This window comes from Arthrobacter sp. UYCu512, assembly GCF_040547075.1.
GTDB lineage: Bacteria > Actinomycetota > Actinomycetes > Actinomycetales > Micrococcaceae > Arthrobacter.
In genome coordinates, this window is the sequence record NZ_JBEPPA010000011.1 from 91,621 (window position 1) to 107,768 (window position 16,148).

Annotated in this window: 16 protein-coding genes; 7 read left to right on the forward strand and 9 right to left on the reverse strand. The window is 65.8% G+C overall.

Annotated features, from left to right (window positions below):
• Positions 1 to 362: 362 nt before the first annotated feature.
• Genes ABIB49_RS13160 through ABIB49_RS13175 form a run of 4 tightly spaced genes read right to left on the reverse strand, consistent with a single transcriptional unit; the run spans position 363 to position 4,488 of the window.
• Positions 363 to 1,136: an ABC transporter ATP-binding protein gene (locus ABIB49_RS13160; protein WP_226775040.1), complete on the reverse strand. Its 774-nt coding sequence runs from the start codon at positions 1,134 to 1,136 to the stop codon at positions 363 to 365.
• The gene (locus ABIB49_RS13165; protein WP_282359136.1) at positions 1,133 to 2,212 is read right to left on the reverse strand and encodes an ABC transporter ATP-binding protein; all 1,080 of its coding nucleotides are present in this window, start codon (positions 2,210 to 2,212) and stop codon (positions 1,133 to 1,135) included. Before ABIB49_RS13165 ends, ABIB49_RS13160 begins: the two co-directional genes overlap by 4 nt.
• Complete coding sequence (locus tag ABIB49_RS13170) at positions 2,209 to 3,177, reverse strand: branched-chain amino acid ABC transporter permease (RefSeq protein WP_226775038.1); 969 nt, start codon at positions 3,175 to 3,177, stop codon at positions 2,209 to 2,211. The genes ABIB49_RS13165 and ABIB49_RS13170 overlap by 4 nt, the downstream gene beginning before the upstream one ends.
• Positions 3,178 to 3,186: 9 nt before the next feature.
• A complete protein-coding gene (locus ABIB49_RS13175; protein WP_226775037.1) occupies positions 3,187 to 4,488 on the reverse strand; it encodes a branched-chain amino acid ABC transporter permease in 1,302 nt (433 codons plus the stop codon).
• A 516-nt stretch (positions 4,489 to 5,004) separates the two neighbouring features.
• Between ABIB49_RS13175 and ABIB49_RS13180 the strand changes: the two genes are divergently transcribed.
• Positions 5,005 to 5,877: a Bax inhibitor-1/YccA family protein gene (locus ABIB49_RS13180; protein ID WP_282359139.1), complete on the forward strand. Its 873-nt coding sequence runs from the start codon at positions 5,005 to 5,007 to the stop codon at positions 5,875 to 5,877.
• Between the two features lie 114 nt (positions 5,878 to 5,991).
• Here ABIB49_RS13180 and ABIB49_RS13185 read toward each other — a convergent pair whose 3' ends face one another.
• Positions 5,992 to 7,230: an acetyl-CoA C-acetyltransferase gene (locus ABIB49_RS13185; protein ID WP_354157150.1), complete on the reverse strand. Its 1,239-nt coding sequence runs from the start codon at positions 7,228 to 7,230 to the stop codon at positions 5,992 to 5,994.
• 20 nt (positions 7,231 to 7,250) lie between these two features.
• Positions 7,251 to 8,411, reverse strand: a complete 1,161-nt coding sequence (gene galK / locus ABIB49_RS13190; RefSeq protein ID WP_354157158.1) for a galactokinase — start codon at positions 8,409 to 8,411, stop codon at positions 7,251 to 7,253.
• Positions 8,412 to 8,487: 76 nt separating this feature from the next.
• Between galK and ABIB49_RS13195 the strand changes: the two genes are divergently transcribed.
• From ABIB49_RS13195 to ABIB49_RS13210, 4 genes are read left to right on the forward strand one after another with little or no spacing between them, the layout of a single operon-like run.
• Entirely contained in the window at positions 8,488 to 9,453 is a 966-nt protein-coding gene (locus tag ABIB49_RS13195) for an aldose 1-epimerase family protein (RefSeq protein WP_354157151.1), read from the forward strand.
• Between the two features lie 48 nt (positions 9,454 to 9,501).
• Entirely contained in the window at positions 9,502 to 10,779 is a 1,278-nt protein-coding gene (locus tag ABIB49_RS13200; protein WP_282359145.1) for an AI-2E family transporter, read from the forward strand.
• A 3-nt stretch (positions 10,780 to 10,782) separates the two neighbouring features.
• Entirely contained in the window at positions 10,783 to 12,021 is a 1,239-nt protein-coding gene (ilvA, locus tag ABIB49_RS13205) for a threonine ammonia-lyase (protein ID WP_226773527.1), read from the forward strand.
• A gap of 9 nt (positions 12,022 to 12,030) precedes the next feature.
• On the forward strand, positions 12,031 to 12,645 hold the full coding sequence (locus ABIB49_RS13210; RefSeq protein WP_282359147.1) for a rhomboid family intramembrane serine protease: 615 nt from the start codon (positions 12,031 to 12,033) through the stop codon (positions 12,643 to 12,645).
• A 79-nt stretch (positions 12,646 to 12,724) separates the two neighbouring features.
• Here ABIB49_RS13210 and greA read toward each other — a convergent pair whose 3' ends face one another.
• A complete protein-coding gene (greA, locus tag ABIB49_RS13215; protein WP_226773525.1) occupies positions 12,725 to 13,219 on the reverse strand; it encodes a transcription elongation factor GreA in 495 nt (164 codons plus the stop codon).
• Positions 13,220 to 13,396: 177 nt separating this feature from the next.
• On the reverse strand, positions 13,397 to 13,855 hold the full coding sequence (locus tag ABIB49_RS13220) for a DUF4307 domain-containing protein (RefSeq protein WP_226773524.1): 459 nt from the start codon (positions 13,853 to 13,855) through the stop codon (positions 13,397 to 13,399).
• Between the two features lie 107 nt (positions 13,856 to 13,962).
• Between ABIB49_RS13220 and mca the strand changes: the two genes are divergently transcribed.
• Both mca and ABIB49_RS13230 read left to right on the forward strand, forming a co-directional pair.
• Positions 13,963 to 14,868, forward strand: a complete 906-nt coding sequence (gene mca, locus ABIB49_RS13225; RefSeq protein ID WP_226773523.1) for a mycothiol conjugate amidase Mca — start codon at positions 13,963 to 13,965, stop codon at positions 14,866 to 14,868.
• A gap of 110 nt (positions 14,869 to 14,978) precedes the next feature.
• Positions 14,979 to 15,308, forward strand: coding sequence for a hypothetical protein (locus ABIB49_RS13230; RefSeq protein ID WP_282359152.1), 330 nt, complete (start codon positions 14,979 to 14,981; stop codon positions 15,306 to 15,308).
• Between the two features lie 94 nt (positions 15,309 to 15,402).
• Here ABIB49_RS13230 and trhA read toward each other — a convergent pair whose 3' ends face one another.
• A complete protein-coding gene (gene trhA, locus ABIB49_RS13235; protein WP_354157159.1) occupies positions 15,403 to 16,065 on the reverse strand; it encodes a PAQR family membrane homeostasis protein TrhA in 663 nt (220 codons plus the stop codon).
• Positions 16,066 to 16,148: the final 83 nt, after the last annotated feature.

Below are 16,148 nucleotides of genomic sequence, written 5' to 3' on the forward strand. Positions count from 1 at the left end.
CCCTAGCCGCAAAAGGCCCCCGCCCAATGGGCGGGGGCCTATTGTATGCCCGGGAGGAAGGCTGCCAACAATGCCGCCCGGCGTGGCGATGCTGCCCGGCGTGGCGCCGCTGCCGCCGTTGCGCCGGGACGCCGGCGGCCGCACCCGTTGCCCCGGCGGGGACCCGGCGGCCGCAGCCGTTGCGCCGGCGTGGCGCCGCCGCCGTTGCGCGGGGACTGGCGGCCGCACCCGGTACCCGGCGGTCGCATCCGGGACCGGGGATCCCGCCGGTCCCGTGAGTGCGGAGCTGGCGGCGCCGGGCGCGCAGAAGGGCCGCCACCGGTTGGTGACGGCCCCTGCTGTTGCTGCGGAGTTGCGGAGAACTACTCGACGGTGTCGGCGAGCGTACCCAGGTACAGCTGGATGACCTTGGGGTCCTTCATCAGTTCCCGGCCGGTGCCGGTGTACGCGTCCTTGCCCTGGTCCAGGACGTAGCCGCGGTCACAGATCTGCAGGCAGCGCCGGGCGTTCTGTTCGACCATAATGACCGAGACGCCCGCACGGTTGATTTCGTGGACCCGGAGGAAGGTCTCGTCCTGTTTGACCGGGGAAAGGCCGGCGGAGGGCTCGTCAAGCAGCAGCACTGCCGGGTCCATCATCAGGGCCCGGCCCATCGCCACCATCTGGCGTTCACCGCCGGAGAGTGATCCCGCGCGCTGGGCCCGCCGCTTGCCAAGTTCCGGGAACAGGCCGGTGACGAAGTCGAAGCGCTCGGCAAAGTCCTTGGGCCGCTGGAACATGCCCATCTGGAGGTTCTCCTCGATGGTCAGCGCCGCGAACACGTTGTTGTTCTGCGGCACAAACCCGATGCCCCGGCTGACGAGCTTGTTGGCCTTAAGCCCGGTGATGTCCTGGCCGCGGACCACAACGGAACCGGAGTGGACCTTCACCAGGCCGAACATCGCCTTCAGGAGTGTGGACTTGCCGGCTCCGTTGGGGCCGATGATGCCGATGAGCTCGCCCTTGCGGGCCTCGATACTGCAGCCATTGAGGATATTAACGCCGGGGATGTAGCCCGCCACCAGGTCGGTGACCTTGACGACCGAATCCTCGTCGTGGACTGGCGTAGCGGCGGGGGCCGCACTGGTGGCGCTCATTGGGTGTCCTTTTCTGTGCTGTTCGGCTCATCTGCGCTGCGCCTGCCGTGCGCGGCACCGTTGCCGTCCGCCGGCGCGTCCGTTTCGGAACCGACGATATCCAGGGAGATGATGCCGGCGTTGTCGGTGCCCACAATCGACTCCTCGTCGGCCCCCAGTTCGGCCGCGAGCTCTTTGATGCCTTCCGAATCGCCGAGATCCACGTCGTGGTGGGCGCCCAGGTAGGCGTCGATCACGGCGGGGTTCTTCATTACGTCGGCAGGCGGACCTTCGGCTACGATCCGGCCCTCGGCCATCACCACCACCCAGTCGGCGATGTGCCGGACCATGTGCATGTCGTGTTCAACAAACAACACGGTCATGCCCTCAGCCTTGAGGTTCTTGATGTGGTCCAGGAGCGACTGGGTCAGCGCGGGGTTGACGCCGGCCATCGGTTCGTCAAGCATCACGAGCTTGGGCCTGACCATCAGCGAACGGGCCATTTCCAGGAGCTTGCGCTGGCCGCCGGAAAGTGACGCGGCATAGTCGTCCTTTTTGGCGTCCAGCTTGAACTTCCGCAGCAGCACGTCGGCGTCGGCGGTAATCTGCTTTTCCTGGCCGCCCCAGATTCCTTTGAACAGGGCCTTGGAAAGTCGTTCACCGGACTGGTTGGAGGCACCAAGACGCATATTTTCCATCACCGTCAGCTTGCCCATCACCTTGGTCAGCTGGAAGGTGCGGACCATGCCCATCCGGGCCACCTTGTAGGAGGAGACGCCGGCCAGACTGTTGCCTTCGAACTGCCACTTGCCCGTGTTGGGTGTGTCGAAGCCGGTCAGCAGGTTAAACAGCGTGGTCTTGCCGGCGCCGTTGGGCCCGATGAGTGCGGTGATTTTGTGCCGGGGGATCTCGAGGTACTCGACGTCGACGGCGTTGATGCCGCCGAAGCTGCGGGTGACGTTTTCGGCCACCACGATCGGGTCGCGCTTTTTGCAGCCCGGAGCAGTCTCCCCGGCCGCGATCGGCCGCGAATCCGTCATGTAGTCGATTTCTTCCGGGTTATCCGCGGGACGGGGTGTATCGCTCTGCGTGCTCATGCGAAAGCCAGCTCCTTTTTGTTGCCGAGGACACCCTGGGGCCTGAAGATCATCAACAGCATCAGCGCGACACCCACAAGGATGTACCGCAGCTGCCCGGCCTGGACCGTGTTGAGCCAGGTGACGGCGCCGGATTCGATCAGGCCATACAGGATGCCTTGTGTGAGGGACAGGACGACCCAGAAGATCATGGCGCCAATCACCGGCCCCAGCACCGTGCCCAGGCCGCCAAGCAGCAGGCAGGTGTAGAGGAAGAACGTCAGTTCGGTCCCGTAGTTCGCCGGCTGGACTGCGCCGCGGGGGAGGGTGAAGATCATGCCTGCGAGGGCGCCGAGGACGCCGCCGATGATCAAAGCCTGCATCTTGTAGGCGTACACGTTCTTGCCCAGCGAACGGACAGCATTTTCGTCCTCGCGGATGCCCTTAAGGACTCGGCCCCAGGGGCTGCGCATCAGCAGCCAGATCACCAGGCAGAGAAGGGCCACCACGGTCCAGGCGACAACCCGGATGAAGAAGTCGCGGTTGTTCATCCCCAGGTAGGAACCTTCGGGGAAAGGGTTCATGGCATAGAAGTCGCCTTCGAAAGCGGCGAGGCCGTTGGCCGAACCGGTGACGGCGGTCAGCTGGTTGGTTGTGACAATGTAGCGGACGATTTCCGCCGCCGCGATTGTCACGATGGCCAAGTAGTCGGCCCGCAGCCGGAGGGTGGGGATACCGAGGAGCAGGGCGAAGATGGCTGAACACACCACGGCGATGAGGAGCCCGACGAAGAACGGGGCGCCGAAGGTCAGGGTGGAGATGGCGAAACCGTAGGCGCCCACCGCCATAAAGCCGGCTTGACCGAAGTTGAGCAGGCCTGAGTAGCCAAAGTGAACCGCAAGGCCGAGGGTTGCGAGGGCGTATGCCGCCGTCGTCGGGCTGAACAGTTCACCGGCAGCACTGGAAAATATGAATCCGAAGTCCATGGCTGTCTCCTAACCCACGCGCTCGCGCCGGCCCAAGATGCCTTGGGGCCGGAACAGAAGGACAATAATCATAATGAACAGTGCTCCCACGTATTTGAGGTCGGCGGCGAGGCCGAACACGGTGGTCAGCTCCACAAAGATACCGACGATGATGGATCCGATCAGGGCGCCCCATACCGTGCCAAGGCCACCCAGGGTGACGCCGGCGAAGATGAGCAGCAGGATCTGCGATCCCATATCGAAGGTGACGCCGGGCCGGTAGTAGGCCCACAGGATGCCGCCGAGAGAGGCCAGCATGCCGCCGGTGACCCAGACAATCCGGATCACAGAGTCGACGTCGATGCCCGAAGCCGCCGCCAGCGCCGGGTTGTCGGCGACCGCGCGGGTGGCTTTGCCGAGCCGGGTCTTGAGCAGGATGATCCCGAGCAGCGCGATCACCACGGCGCTGATCACAAGGGACCACAGGTTGTTGGGGGAAATGGAGATCAACCCGATCTGGATCTCCGTGCTCTGTGCGTACGGCAGCTGCTGGGTGGCGCCGCCGAAGAAGAACTGGATGACGTAGCGCACGGCCAGGGCGAGGCCGATGCTGACGATCATCATGGGCACCAGGCCGGTGCCCCGGCGGCGCAGCGGCTTCCACAGGCCAGCGTCCTGGAAGTAGCCAAAGAGGCCGCCGCCGAGCAGCGCGAGCACAACGGCCAGCCAGAACGGGAGGTTCATGGCGTTGAAAGCGAACACCAGGACGGCGCCGAGGGTGACCATTTCGCCGTGTGCGAAGTTGGTCAGCCCGGTAGTGCCGAAAATCAGCGACAGACCCACCGATGCGAGGGCCAGCAGAAGTCCGAAACTCAGGCCCGCCACCAGGCGGTTGACCAGGTTCTTGCCAAAGTCCTGCTGTTGGACGACGATGCCTTCACCGAAGGCGAAGATCACCGAAAGGTTCGACGTCTGGCTAAAGGTGACCTGGCGGGGGTTCTCCTGGCCGGCTGCGAGCTTGCGGCCGTCCGGGAGGGTGGATTCGTTGAGTTTGACCTCATAGGTTCCCTGCTTCGGGACACCAATGGACCACGAACCGTTTTCCGCGGATTTCGTCGACCCGGTGAAGCCGTCGCCGGTGGCACTGATTTCTACGCCGACAAGCGGGGTGCGGTCGTCGCCGCGCAGGAATCCGCTGATGTTGTTGGTAAACGTCCCGGTCGGTTGAGACGTGGTTGCCGACGGTGATGGTGCCGGTGCGGGGCTCGTGGCCTGCGATGCCGGCGCGACGATCAGCAGCAGTGCGGCGACGGCGGCAAAAACGGCCCCCACAGCTTTCAGCAATCTGCCGCGCCGTCTTTGCGACAGGCCTCTCGGTGTGCTTCTCAAAATGAAAACCTCCACATGGGGTGGTGTGGGTTGCGCCATTGCAACCGATGCGAACAGTCAAGGTGACGGAAGGTAAAACCTGGTGCGATGCGGTCGAGATGTCCAGCTTGTGATATCCGTCACCCTATTTGGCCCATGTTACAGCCCGTCCGGGGCAATGAATGCCCTCCGGAGCAGGCAGAACGTCGCGATCAGGTAACAACCGTGAAGCATCGGCGACGGGGTGGTTTACCCGGCCTAAAGTAAACTTTTGTTGATCTGGAGTATGCCTAAACAGTCGTCGGTCGACGGTGCCCGCGGCCCGCGGCCCGGCGGCAGGGAGGTCACAGTCGGGTTGCAGCCAAGCGCTGGCGGGAACTAACGCTGCCCGTCAGCGGTTGGAATTGGTAGCGTGTACTTAGCTGACACGAACAGTTCACCACCGGATCACCACACCCCTTTATATGGAGGACAGCTTCAATGGCACTTGGCGGAAACCCAGTCTTCAACGGAAAGAACTTCCGTGGAGCAACCCAGGCACCGCCTGCCCCGCAGGCGTTCGGGCAGGGCGCCCACGGCCGGTCCGGCTGGAACGCGTCCCCCCAGGCGATGACGCAGGACCAGCTCCAGGACATGTACAACCGGCCCGCCGCCGGCCCCGCGGACACGGGCCGGATGAGCTATGACGATGTCATCATAAAGACCGCTGTCTGCCTTGGCGCCGTGATCGCCGGCGCCGCAGTCACGCTCGTGGTGGCGGAGGGCTTGGCCTATACGCTGATGATCGCCGGTGCGCTGGGCGGTTTTGTCCTCGCCCTTGTCAACACCTTCAAGAAGCAGCCCTCACCGGCGCTGATCCTCGCCTACGCGGGACTCGAGGGGTTGTTCCTCGGTGGCCTGACGCGGATCCTCGACGGGATGTTCCCGGGTGTCGGACTGCAAGCCGTGATCGGCACTCTCTCCGTGTTCGCTGTGACCCTGGTGCTCTTCAGGAGCGGCAAGGTTCGGGCCACACCGAAGGCCATGCGCTTTTTTATGATTGCCTTGATTGGCTACGCCGTCTTCGCGCTCATCAACATGGTGATGATGTGGACCGGCGCGGTCCAGGAGCCGTTTGGGCTCCGGACCAGCGTGGAGATCTTCGGCATTCCCCTCGGTGTTTTTATCGGCGTGCTGGCGATCGGTCTGGCCGCGTTCTCGCTGATCATGGACTTCACCAGCATTGAAGCCGGCGTCCGCAGCGGCGCCCCGCAGCGCTTCTCCTGGACCGCCGCCTTCGGCCTCACTGTGACGCTGGTATGGCTGTACGTGGAGATCATCCGGCTGCTGGCGATCCTGCGCGGCAACGACTAACAGAGTCAGGCCACACCGGCCGCCGTGAGCTCAGAAAGCGGGCCCAGCCAGTTCACTTGGCGGGGCCCGCTTTTGTGCGCCGGGGCCGCTTTTTGTGCGCCGGGCCCGAGGGCATCAGCTGAGCCGCTCCAGCACCACGGCCATGCCCTGGCCGCCGCCAACACAGAGCGTGGCCAGACCCAGCTGGGCATCCCGCTCCCTGAGCCCGTTCAACAGGGTGGTGATCATTCGGGCGCCGGTCATACCAAACGGATGCCCCAACGCGATGGCGCCGCCGTTGACGTTGAGTTTGCTGTGGTCGATGCCAAGCTCCTTGGCGCTGGCGAGGACCTGGACGGCGAAGGCCTCGTTGAGTTCCACGAGGTCGATATCCCCGATGCCCAGCCCGGCGAGCTGCAGAGCCCGCCTGCTGGCCTCTACCGGGCCCAGTCCCATCAGCTCGGGGGACAGGGCGCTGACGCCGGTGGAGAGAATCCGGGCCAGCGGCGTCAGCCCGAGTTCGGCGGCCCGACGGTCGCTCATGACCACGAGGGCGGCGGCCCCGTCGTTCAGCGGGCAGGCGTTCCCGGCAGTAACGGTGCCACCAGCGCGGAACACCGGCTGCAGTGCGCTGACCGAGCCAAGGGTCACCGCAGCCCGGGGGGAGTCGTCCCGGTCGATCACGGTGCCGTCCCTGCGCGTGTAGGGGGTGATTTCGCGGGCATAGAATCCGGCGGCGATGGCTGCCTCGGTGCGGTTTTGGCTCAGCACGGCCCAGTCGTCCTGGTCGGCCCGGCTGATGCCGTACGTCGTGGCGACGTTCTCGGCGGTCTGGCCCATGGCGATGTAGATGTCCGGCATCCGCCCGCCCAGCCGCGGATCCGTCCACGGTGTATTCGATGCGGCCCGCGCAGCCGTGCGTTGGCGGGCCGCATCGAAGAGCGGGTTATGTGTGCTTGCGTCCGTCTCGCCGGCGCCGGCCCAGTCCCGGTACCGTGAGACCGCTTCGACTCCCGCCGCCACAAATGCCCGGCCTTCGCCGGCCTTGATGGCGTGGAAGGCCATGCGGAGCGTTTGCAGGCTGGAGGCGCAGAACCGGTTGACTGTGGCGGCCGGGACGTTGTCCAGCCCGGCCAGGATGGTGACCACCCTGGCCATATTGGAACCCGCTTCGCCGCTGGGCTCAGCACAGCCAAGATAGAGATCGTCCAGGCCCTGGCCGGTGGCATCAGCGGCGTCGAACGATGGAATCCGGGCCAGTGCCGCGGCGACCATGGCGGAAGCGATGTCGTCGGGCCGCTCATCTTTCAGCGAGCCTTTAAAAGCGCGTCCGATGGGGCTTCTGGCAGTGGAAACAATGACTGCTTCTGGCATGCGCCCAGCCTACGCTCCGGTCAGGCCAGGCGCAGGGCTCCTGCGGCGGGACGCACGGTAAAGATGTCCGGCGGTGCAAAACCGGCAGCGCCGAAGGCCTGTTCGACGGCGGCACGGACCTGCCGTTGGGCCGCCACCGGGGTGAGCGCAATCGCTGAGCCGCCGAAGCCGCCACCGGTCATCCTGGCGCCGAGGGCGCCGGCCGAACGGGCGGCGTGCACCGCGAGATCCAGCTCGGAGCAGGAGATCTCGAAGTCGTCGCGCATCGAGGCGTGGGACGCATCCAGCACCGGCCCGATCGCGGCCGGCCCGGCGCTGCCGAGCAGCTCGAGGATCTGCAGCACACGGTTGTTTTCCGTCACAACGTGCCGCACCCGACGGAACGTCTTGTCGTCCAGAAGTCCAGCAGCTTCCGCCAGGTCCTCGAGTTCGACGTCGCGAAGGGCCTGTACCCCGAGGACCTCCGAGCCGAGTTCGCAGGCGGCCCGCCGGGCGGCATAGCCGCCGGCGGAGTGGGAATGCGACACCTTGGTGTCGATCACAAGCGTGACCAGCCCGGCGCTTTCGGCATCGAAGGGCACGAGCCGGAAGCTCCGGTCCCGGCAGTCCAGGAACACGGCCTGCCCGGCCGCGCCGCGCAAGGAGGCGGTCTGGTCCATGATGCCGGTCGGCGCGCCGACAAAGTCGTTCTCCGCTTGCCGGGTGGCCAGCACCATCTCGTCCACACCCAGCCCGGCAGCAGTAAGTTCATTCAGCGCCGTAATGACGGCGCATTCAATGGCATGGGACGAGGACAGCCCGGCCCCCCGGGGTACGTCCGAGGCCAGGAGGATGTCCAGGCCCGGGACCGGGAGCCCGCGCTGCTGCAGTGCCCAGAGCACACCGAGTGGATACTTCGTCCAGCCTCGGGCCGTGCCGCGGTCCAGGGCGCCGGCGTCCGCCGTCGTCATTCCCTGGTTGCCGAACGTGGACAGCAGCCGGAGGGTCGAATCGGGCCGGATCCGGACGGCCACCCGGGCTGCCTTGTCGATCGCAAACGGCAGCACGAACCCCTCGTTGTAATCGGTGTGCTCGCCGATCAGGTTGACCCGGCCCGGGGCCTGCCAGACGCCGTCGGGGGCCACCCCGAACGCGCTGTGGAACCGGGCCGCCAGTTCGCCAGTGCCCGGCGGCCGGGTCATGGCTGTGCGGCTAACGTGATGCGGCTCATGGGTCCACGCTATACGGATTGCCGGGCCGGTCTGTACGGTGGTGCGCATGGATCAGACGAGCTTCCTTCCCCACAACGAATCCGCGGCAGGCGGCGGCAGGGCGCGGCGTTATGCCTCCGGCAGGCAATACGAGCTGCGGCGCGGTGACGCCCTGGCCGTGGTGACCGAACTGGCAGCCGGCCTTCGGGTCTACAGCCGCGGCGGCACCCAGTTGACCGAGAGCTACGGCGAGGCCGAGATTCCGCCCGGTGCCACCGGCATCACCCTGGCGCCCTGGGCCAACCGGGTGGAAGACGGGCTGTGGTACCTCAACGGCAAAAAACAACAGCTCGACATCACCGAGGTCTCGCGCAACAACGCCAGCCACGGGCTGCTGCGCAACACCGCTTACATGCTGGTGGAGGAATCGGAGTTCTCGGTCACCCTCGAAGCAGTGATCTTTCCCCAGCACGGCTATCCATTCCTGCTCCGCCACCGGGTCCGCTACGAACTCGCCGGGGACCTGGGCCTGGTGGTGCGGCAGAGCCTCGTCAACGACTCGCAGGAACCGGCCCCCTTTGTCCTGGGCGCGCACCCCTATCTCCGGTTGGGGGAGCTGCCCAGCGAGGAGCTCACGCTCACGGTCCGCGCCCGCACCAGGCTCGTGACGGACGGCCGGCTCATTCCGCGCAGCACCGAACCGGCCAGCGGGGACTTTGACCTGCGTGCCGGACGGCCCGTCGCGGCACTGGATATCGATGCTGCCTACACGGATCTGGAGTTCGACGGCGGCATCGCCCGCCACACGCTCAGCGCGCCGGACGGCCAAAGTGTGACCCTCTGGCAGGAGGCCAACTGCGGCTACGTCCATGTTTTTGTCACTACCGAATTTCCCGGCCGGACCAAAGCGGTGGCCCTTGAACCCATGACCGGGCCGGCCAATGCCTTTAACAGCGGCGACGGTCTCCGCTGGCTGGACCCGGGGGAACCGTTCACGATGACGTGGGGCATCAGCGCGGACCTCAAGCGCTGAGCGGGCTCCGGGTTTCCCATCCGGGCGGCGCTGGTGAATCATTGGGCTATGACGCCAGCTGACGATGCCGCCTTGCCGAACCGGCCGACCACACACGGCCCGGCCGCACCGCTGCGGTCCGTCACGGACCGGGAAATCGACGAGGACATCCCGTACGGCGTGCGGATCGCGGCGTCCTGGTCCTGGCGGCTCTTGCTCATCATTGTTGTGGCCGGTGCCCTCGTGTGGCTGCTGGGCAGGATCAGTTTTCTGGTGATTCCGGTGATGGTTGCGGCCCTCCTCGCCGGGCTGCTGGCCCCGGTCAAGGACCTGCTCCGGAGAAGCCACGTCCCGAACGGCCTCGCCGTCGCCTTCACCGTCCTGGGCTTTATCGGTGTGATCGGCGGTTCCCTGGCACTCGTCGGCCGGCAGCTCACGTCCGGTTTCGCCGAACTGTGGAGTCAGGCCCTGACCGGAGTCCAAAAAGTCCAGGTCTGGCTCGCGGACGGCCCGCTGCACCTGACGGCGGCCCAGATCGACCAGTACCTGCAGGACGGCACCGCCGCCTTGCAGAACAACAGCAGCAGCATCCTCAACGGCGCTCTGTCCTTCGGCAGCACCGCCGGGCATTTCGCTGCCGGAATGGTCCTGGCGCTTTTTATCCTCATCTTCTTCCTGCTGGAAGGGGACCGCATCTGGGCCTTCCTTGTCCGGCTGCTGCCCAGGCAGGCCCGCCCCGCGACGGACGGTGCCGGGCGGGTGGGCTGGTCCTCGATGGTGAGCTACGCGCGGATCCAGATGTTCGTGGCCTTTGTGGACGCGGTGGGGATCGGTGTGGGTGCGGCAGTTATCGGTGTGCCGCTGGCGTTGCCGCTGGGCGTGCTGGTGTTCCTGGGCTCCTTTATCCCGATTATCGGCGCCCTCGTGACCGGCGCCGTTGCCGTCCTGCTGGCCCTCGTCGCCAACGGCTGGGTCAACGCCTTGATTATGCTGGGCATCGTCCTGCTGGTCCAGCAACTGGAGAGCCACATCCTGCAGCCGCTGGTTATGGGCAAGGCTGTATCGCTGCACCCGGTGGCCGTGATCCTCGCCGTCGCCGCAGGCTCCTATCTCGCCGGGATTCCCGGAGCCCTGTTCTCCGTTCCCATCCTCGCCGTAGCAAACTCGTCGATTCGCTACATTGCGGGCAGAACGTGGGAACATAAAAGTGCGTCGGCCACCGCGGGCCAGCAGGGCTTCCCTGTTCCTGCAGCCGGCGCCGATACCACCGTGAGGGACGCCCGGCTGCCGGGCGCAGCCGCCGGTCGCGGCGACGATGCCGGTACTGAGCCAACAGAAGGAGACTAGTTCGTGAACACCCTGGAGAGCCTGCCCGTCACGCTGGACGATGTCCTGGAGGCGCAGAAGCTGCTCGACGGGATCATTACGCGGACGCCCGTTGAATCCTCCCGCGCCCTGGGCGGGATGGTCGGCGGCGAGGTGTTCCTCAAGTGTGAGAACCTGCAGCGGGCCGGTTCCTTTAAAGTCCGTGGTGCCTACGTCCGGATGGCCAAACTCTCCCCGGCGGAGAAGAAGCGCGGCGTGGTGGCGGCCTCGGCCGGCAACCACGCCCAGGGCGTGGCCGTTGCCGCCAAGAGCCTGGGCATCAATGCCCGCATCTACATGCCGCTCGGCGTCGCGTTGCCCAAGCTCGCCGCGACCCGCAGCCACGGGGCCGAAGTGGTCCTGCACGGCCATAATGTTGACGAGGCCCTCGCCGAAGCCAAACGCTATGCGGACGAGACCGGCGCAGTTTTCGTCCACCCCTTTGACGACGTCGACATCGTCGCCGGGCAGGGCACCGTGGGGCTGGAAATCCTGGAACAGCTGCCCCAGGTCGACACCATCCTGATGGGCGTCGGCGGCGGCGGGCTGCTCGCCGGGGTGGCCGTGGCCGTAAAGGCCAGGGCCAAGGAACTCGGCCGGGAGATCAGGATCATCGGCGTCCAGGCCGAGAACGCCGCCGCCTACCCGCCGTCGCTCGCCGCGGACGCCCTAGTCCCGCTCAAACGCGTGTCCACGATGGCCGACGGCATCGCCGTCGGCCGGCCGGGCCAGCTGCCCTTCAGCATCATCAGGGAACTTGTCGACGACGTCGTCACCGTCAGCGAGGACGCCCTCGCCCGGGCGCTGATCTTCCTGCTCGAACGGGCCAAAATGGTGGTGGAGCCGGCCGGGGCCGTCGGGGTTGCTGCCCTGATGGAAGGAAAGATCGAAAATCCCGGCACCGTGGCCGTGGTGCTCTCCGGCGGGAACATCGATCCGATGCTGATGCTCAAGGTCATCCAGCGCGGGCTCTCCGCCGCCGGCCGGTACATGACCGTCCGGATGATGCTTGACGACCGTCCCGGCTCACTGGCGACGATCGCCCGGATCATCGCCGAGAACGACGCCAACGTGACGGGTCTGGACCACACCCGGGTGGGCGGTTCGATCAGTATGGGCGATGTGTCCATCACGGTGAACCTGGAAACAAAGGGCCACGAGCACGGCGAGAAAGTCCTCGCGGCGCTGCGGGCCGAAGGCTTCCAACCGATCGTTGTGCATTAGGGGACCACTGTGCTTAACTCCACCAGCGGCAGGCCGCGTGCCGGCGACACCACAGCCGGGCGTGCCCGCACGGGATTGCTGGTCGTGGGTTCCTTTGTGCTGGTGCTCTACGTCATCGAGATCATCAACACCCTGCTGCAGCATTCGCTCAATGGCGTGTTCGGCCTGCGGCCGCGCAGCCCCGACGGGATCCTGGACATCCTGACGTTCCCGCTGCTGCACGCGAACCTGGCGCACCTGTTCTCCAACACACTTCCGTTGATCATCTTCGGTTTCCTGGTGTTGCTCTCAGGGCTGCGGGTGTTTTTTACCACACTGGCGCTGAGCTGGCTGGCCTCGGGCGCGGCGGTGTGGCTGATCGGCGGCTTGCGCGTCACGGTTGGGGCGTCGGGCCTGGTTTTCGGGCTCCTCGCGTTTTTGCTGGTGCGCGGCTTTTTCAACCGCAACTGGTGGCAGATCCTGCTCTCGGTGGTGCTCTTCCTGAGCTACGGCGGCATCCTGTTCGGTGTACTGCCCACTGTGACGGCGTTCATCTCCTGGCAGGCGCACCTGGGCGGCGCAATCGGCGGAGTACTCGCAGCCCTGCTTTTGCGTTCGCCCCGGGCCGCTACCCGCGCGAACTAGCGGCAACCTGGCAACGAACGACGCCGGCCCTCCCGTGGGGGAGGGCCGGCGTCGTTTGCTGCTGGCAGTTCATGGCAGGTCAGCCGGCGTACGGCTTGGCGGAGATGATCTCCACCGTGATGTCCTTGCCGTTCGGGGCGGTGTAGCTGAGCTTGTCGCCCTCCTTGTGGCCGACGATGGCAGCGCCCAGGGGGGACTTCTCACTGAAGACGTCAAGATCCGAGTCACCCGCGATCTCCCGTGAGCCGAGCAGGAACGACTCCTCATCGCCGGCGATTTTGGCAACAACAATCATGCCGGGCTCGACGATTCCGTCATCGGCAGGGGATTCGCCCACATGGGCGTCCCGGAGCAACGCGGTCAGCTGGCGGATGCGGGCTTCGATCTTGCCCTGCTCCTCCTTGGCCGCGTGGTAGCCGCCGTTTTCCTTGAGGTCGCCTTCCTGGCGGGCGGCCTCAATCTTCTGGACGATTTCCGCCCGGCCGGGGCCGGAGAGGTGGTCCAGCTCTGCCTTCAGGCGGTCAAAAGCTTCCTGGGTAAGCCAAGCTGCAGTTGCGCTGTTGGTGGTAGACACGGACTTCTCCTTTATGGTCAAACAAGCAAAGACCCCGCCACGGTGGCCACTTTTAGGACGCAGTAACCAGCTCAGCGGGGCAAAGGTATTGATCCATTGTAGTCAATCCCTTGGATAAACCAAAGATTGCTGCGGCCTGGATCACACCGTGTTCCCGAACCGAGTCCGTACGTTGCGCTATTTGCTTGCGTCAGGGATCCAGCAAGTGTCCACGAGGCCGGAGACGGCCTGGGACTCGGTGCGCACAGTGGCGCGGTGGGAGGTGGTGCGCCCGCCGTCGGTTCCCGCGTCGGCGGCATTGGGGGCAATGTCCACGACCTTCCAGCCGACGACGGCGAACTTGGCATCCAGCGTTTTGACAGCGCATTTCGCTGCCGTGCCCGGTTCCTTGGTGACCTGAAAATCGACCTCCGCGACCGTGGCGTCCGGGGTGCTGTAGCCGATGTCCTTGGAGGTGACGCTCGCTGTCGCGTTGGACGCCGCGACCCATGCCAAAAAGGCCAGCCCGACCGCGAGGGCCAGCACGAGGATGGCGCGTTTTGCCTTGCGGCTCAGCGCCGGCTTTTGACCACCGTAACGATTGGCTAGGCTGGGAGATACCGGCGCGGGCGCGGCAGGCTGATCCTTGGAAGTCACTGCTTCAGTTTAGTGTGGATCGGGCGCGCTGTTCACCGTGGCGCCGATCCGGCTTGTTGTGCCCGCCAATATTCCTGTCCCTGAAGATGAAAGAGGAGCCGTCCACGATGACAGCGTCCACCACCTCGTCAGCGCCGCTCCGGCTGTTGGCCGTCCATGCGCATCCCGACGACGAATCCAGCAAGGGTGCCGCCACGATGGCCATGTACGCCGCAGCCGGCGTTGACGTCCTGGTGGCCACCTGCACGGACGGCTCGCGCGGTGACATCCAGAATCCGGCCATGGCGGCCATGCCGCACCCCAAACGCGATATGGCCGGAGCCCGCAACCTGGAGATGGCGCGTGCCGCCGCGGTACTGGGAGTCCGCCAGCGCTGGCTCGGTTTCGTCGACTCCGGGTTGCCCGAAGGTGATCCGCTCCCGCCGTTGCCGGTTGGCTCTTTCGCGACGCTGCCGCTGGAACAGGCGGCAGCGCCCCTCGTCCGGCTGGTCCGCAGCTTCAAGCCCCAAGTCATCCTGAGCTACGACGAGAACGGTGGCTACCCGCACCCGGACCACATTATGGCCCACCGTGTTGCCGTCGAGGCCTTCGAAGCCGCAGGTGACCCGGCCCGCTACCCGGAGGCCGGCGCAGCCTGGGCGCCGAGCAAGCTCTACTACGACCGTGCGTTCAGCCCCGAACGTTTCCATGCCCTGCATGTGGCGCTGGAGGAAACCGGTCTCCAGTCGCCCTACGCCGAGCGCATCGCTGCCTGGCTCGAAGCCGACGCGGAAGGCCACACCCCGCCGGCGCCCACCCATCCGACGACCACCCAGATCGAGTGCGGGGATTTCTTCGAAGCCCGCGACGACGCGCTCCGTGCCCACCGCACCCAGGTTGACCCGGAAGGCTTCTTCTTCGCCGTCACACCGGCAATGCAGCGCCGGGTCTGGCCCTGGGAGGACTACTCGCTGATCCAATCCCGGGTTAGCTCGGAACTGCCGGAAAAGGACTTCTTCGCCGGGCTAAGATAGAGCTAAAGGGCTTTTCTATGACGTGTAGAAGACGTCGTGGAAGCCGTTCCAACGCAGCTCCGCGTCCCGCCCCGCCGGACCGCCAACCAGCCCCACAGAAGGTCCTCACCGTGCATCCCTTGCTTATCGCCCTGGCAACCTCCCCGGCTCCCGCCCCGTCGCCGTCACTGCGTGAGGGCCTCTCCCAGGATCAGGTCACGCCCGGCCTGCTCGGGTTCCTCCTGACGGCCTTTATCGTGGTGCTGACAGCGCTCCTGATTGTGGACATGGTCCGGCGGATCCGCCGGGTCCGGTACCGCGCCCAGGTGGAGGAGGAACGCATGGCCGCCGCCGGAGCAGCCGCCAACGACGGAGCTGCGAAGACCCCCGCAGCCCGTGAATCCGGCCGGCCCGCGGACAGCCCGGAGACCACCGGCAAGGCAGAACCCGGAAACCACTGACGACTCCCCAGCCGCGGTCCGGCACCGTAGGGTGGCGCCGTCGTCGAAGACAGCTTGCGCACCTCCCCGGTGCCGCGGGGCGTGGATGCGGACTCTAGCTCAGCACGGCTATGGCAATGGCGATGTAGTGCGCAGCGAAAGCAAAAACCGTGAGTGCGTGGAAGAGCTCGTGGAAACCGAAGTGTTCATAGCTGAAGTTCGGCTTTTTCATCGCGTAGAAGACGGCGCCGGTGATGTAGAGGGCACCGCCGGCACAAATCAGCACGGCAGCGGCGACATTGGCGGTAAAAAAGTCCGGCAGGTAGAACAGCGCGCCGCAGCCCAGTGCAATGTAGATCGGCACGTACAGCCACCGCGGCGCGTCCGTCCACAGCAAGCGGAACAGCACGCCCAGGATGGCCCCGGTCCAGATCACCCACAGCAGCACTTCGGCTTTGGGCCGGTCCAGGAGCGCCCAGGCGAGCGGCGTGTAGCTGCCGGCGATGACCAGCATGATGTTGGTATGGTCCAGCCGCTTCAACACGATCTTTACGCCCGCTGACCAGTTCCCGCGGTGGTAGATGGCGCTGATGCCGAACAACAGGACACCGGTGAAGGCGTAGACCGCGGACGCAATCCTCAGGTCCGGCGTCGGTGCCAGCAGCACCAGGACCAGGCCCGCTGCCAGTGCCAGCGGAGCCGTCACGGTGTGGATCCAGCCGCGCCACTTGGGTTTGATCATCAGGAGTTCGGCCAGTCGCACGGCAGCGTCGTCCATCGGGCCGGTCCCGCGCTCCGCAGGCTCATCCGGCCGGGGCTCGGGACTGTTGCTTTCCATGCCGCAATAATAAACTACGGCGC

Coding starts and splice junctions, on each gene's coding strand:
- trhA (WP_354157159.1), bottom strand. CDS start 16,065: ATGGACGACGCTGCCGTGCGACTGGCCGAACTCCTGATGATCAAACCC.
- galK (WP_354157158.1), bottom strand. CDS start 8,411: ATGACCCGGCCGCCGGGCACTGGCGAACTGGCGGCCCGGTTCCACAGC.
- mca (WP_226773523.1), top strand. CDS start 13,963: ATGACAGCGTCCACCACCTCGTCAGCGCCGCTCCGGCTGTTGGCCGTC.
- ABIB49_RS13180 (WP_282359139.1), top strand. CDS start 5,005: ATGGCACTTGGCGGAAACCCAGTCTTCAACGGAAAGAACTTCCGTGGA.
- ABIB49_RS13160 (WP_226775040.1), bottom strand. CDS start 1,136: ATGAGCGCCACCAGTGCGGCCCCCGCCGCTACGCCAGTCCACGACGAG.
- ABIB49_RS13200 (WP_282359145.1), top strand. CDS start 9,502: ATGACGCCAGCTGACGATGCCGCCTTGCCGAACCGGCCGACCACACAC.
- ABIB49_RS13185 (WP_354157150.1), bottom strand. CDS start 7,230: ATGCCAGAAGCAGTCATTGTTTCCACTGCCAGAAGCCCCATCGGACGC.
- ABIB49_RS13165 (WP_282359136.1), bottom strand. CDS start 2,212: ATGAGCACGCAGAGCGATACACCCCGTCCCGCGGATAACCCGGAAGAA.
- ABIB49_RS13195 (WP_354157151.1), top strand. CDS start 8,488: ATGGATCAGACGAGCTTCCTTCCCCACAACGAATCCGCGGCAGGCGGC.
- ABIB49_RS13170 (WP_226775038.1), bottom strand. CDS start 3,177: ATGGACTTCGGATTCATATTTTCCAGTGCTGCCGGTGAACTGTTCAGC.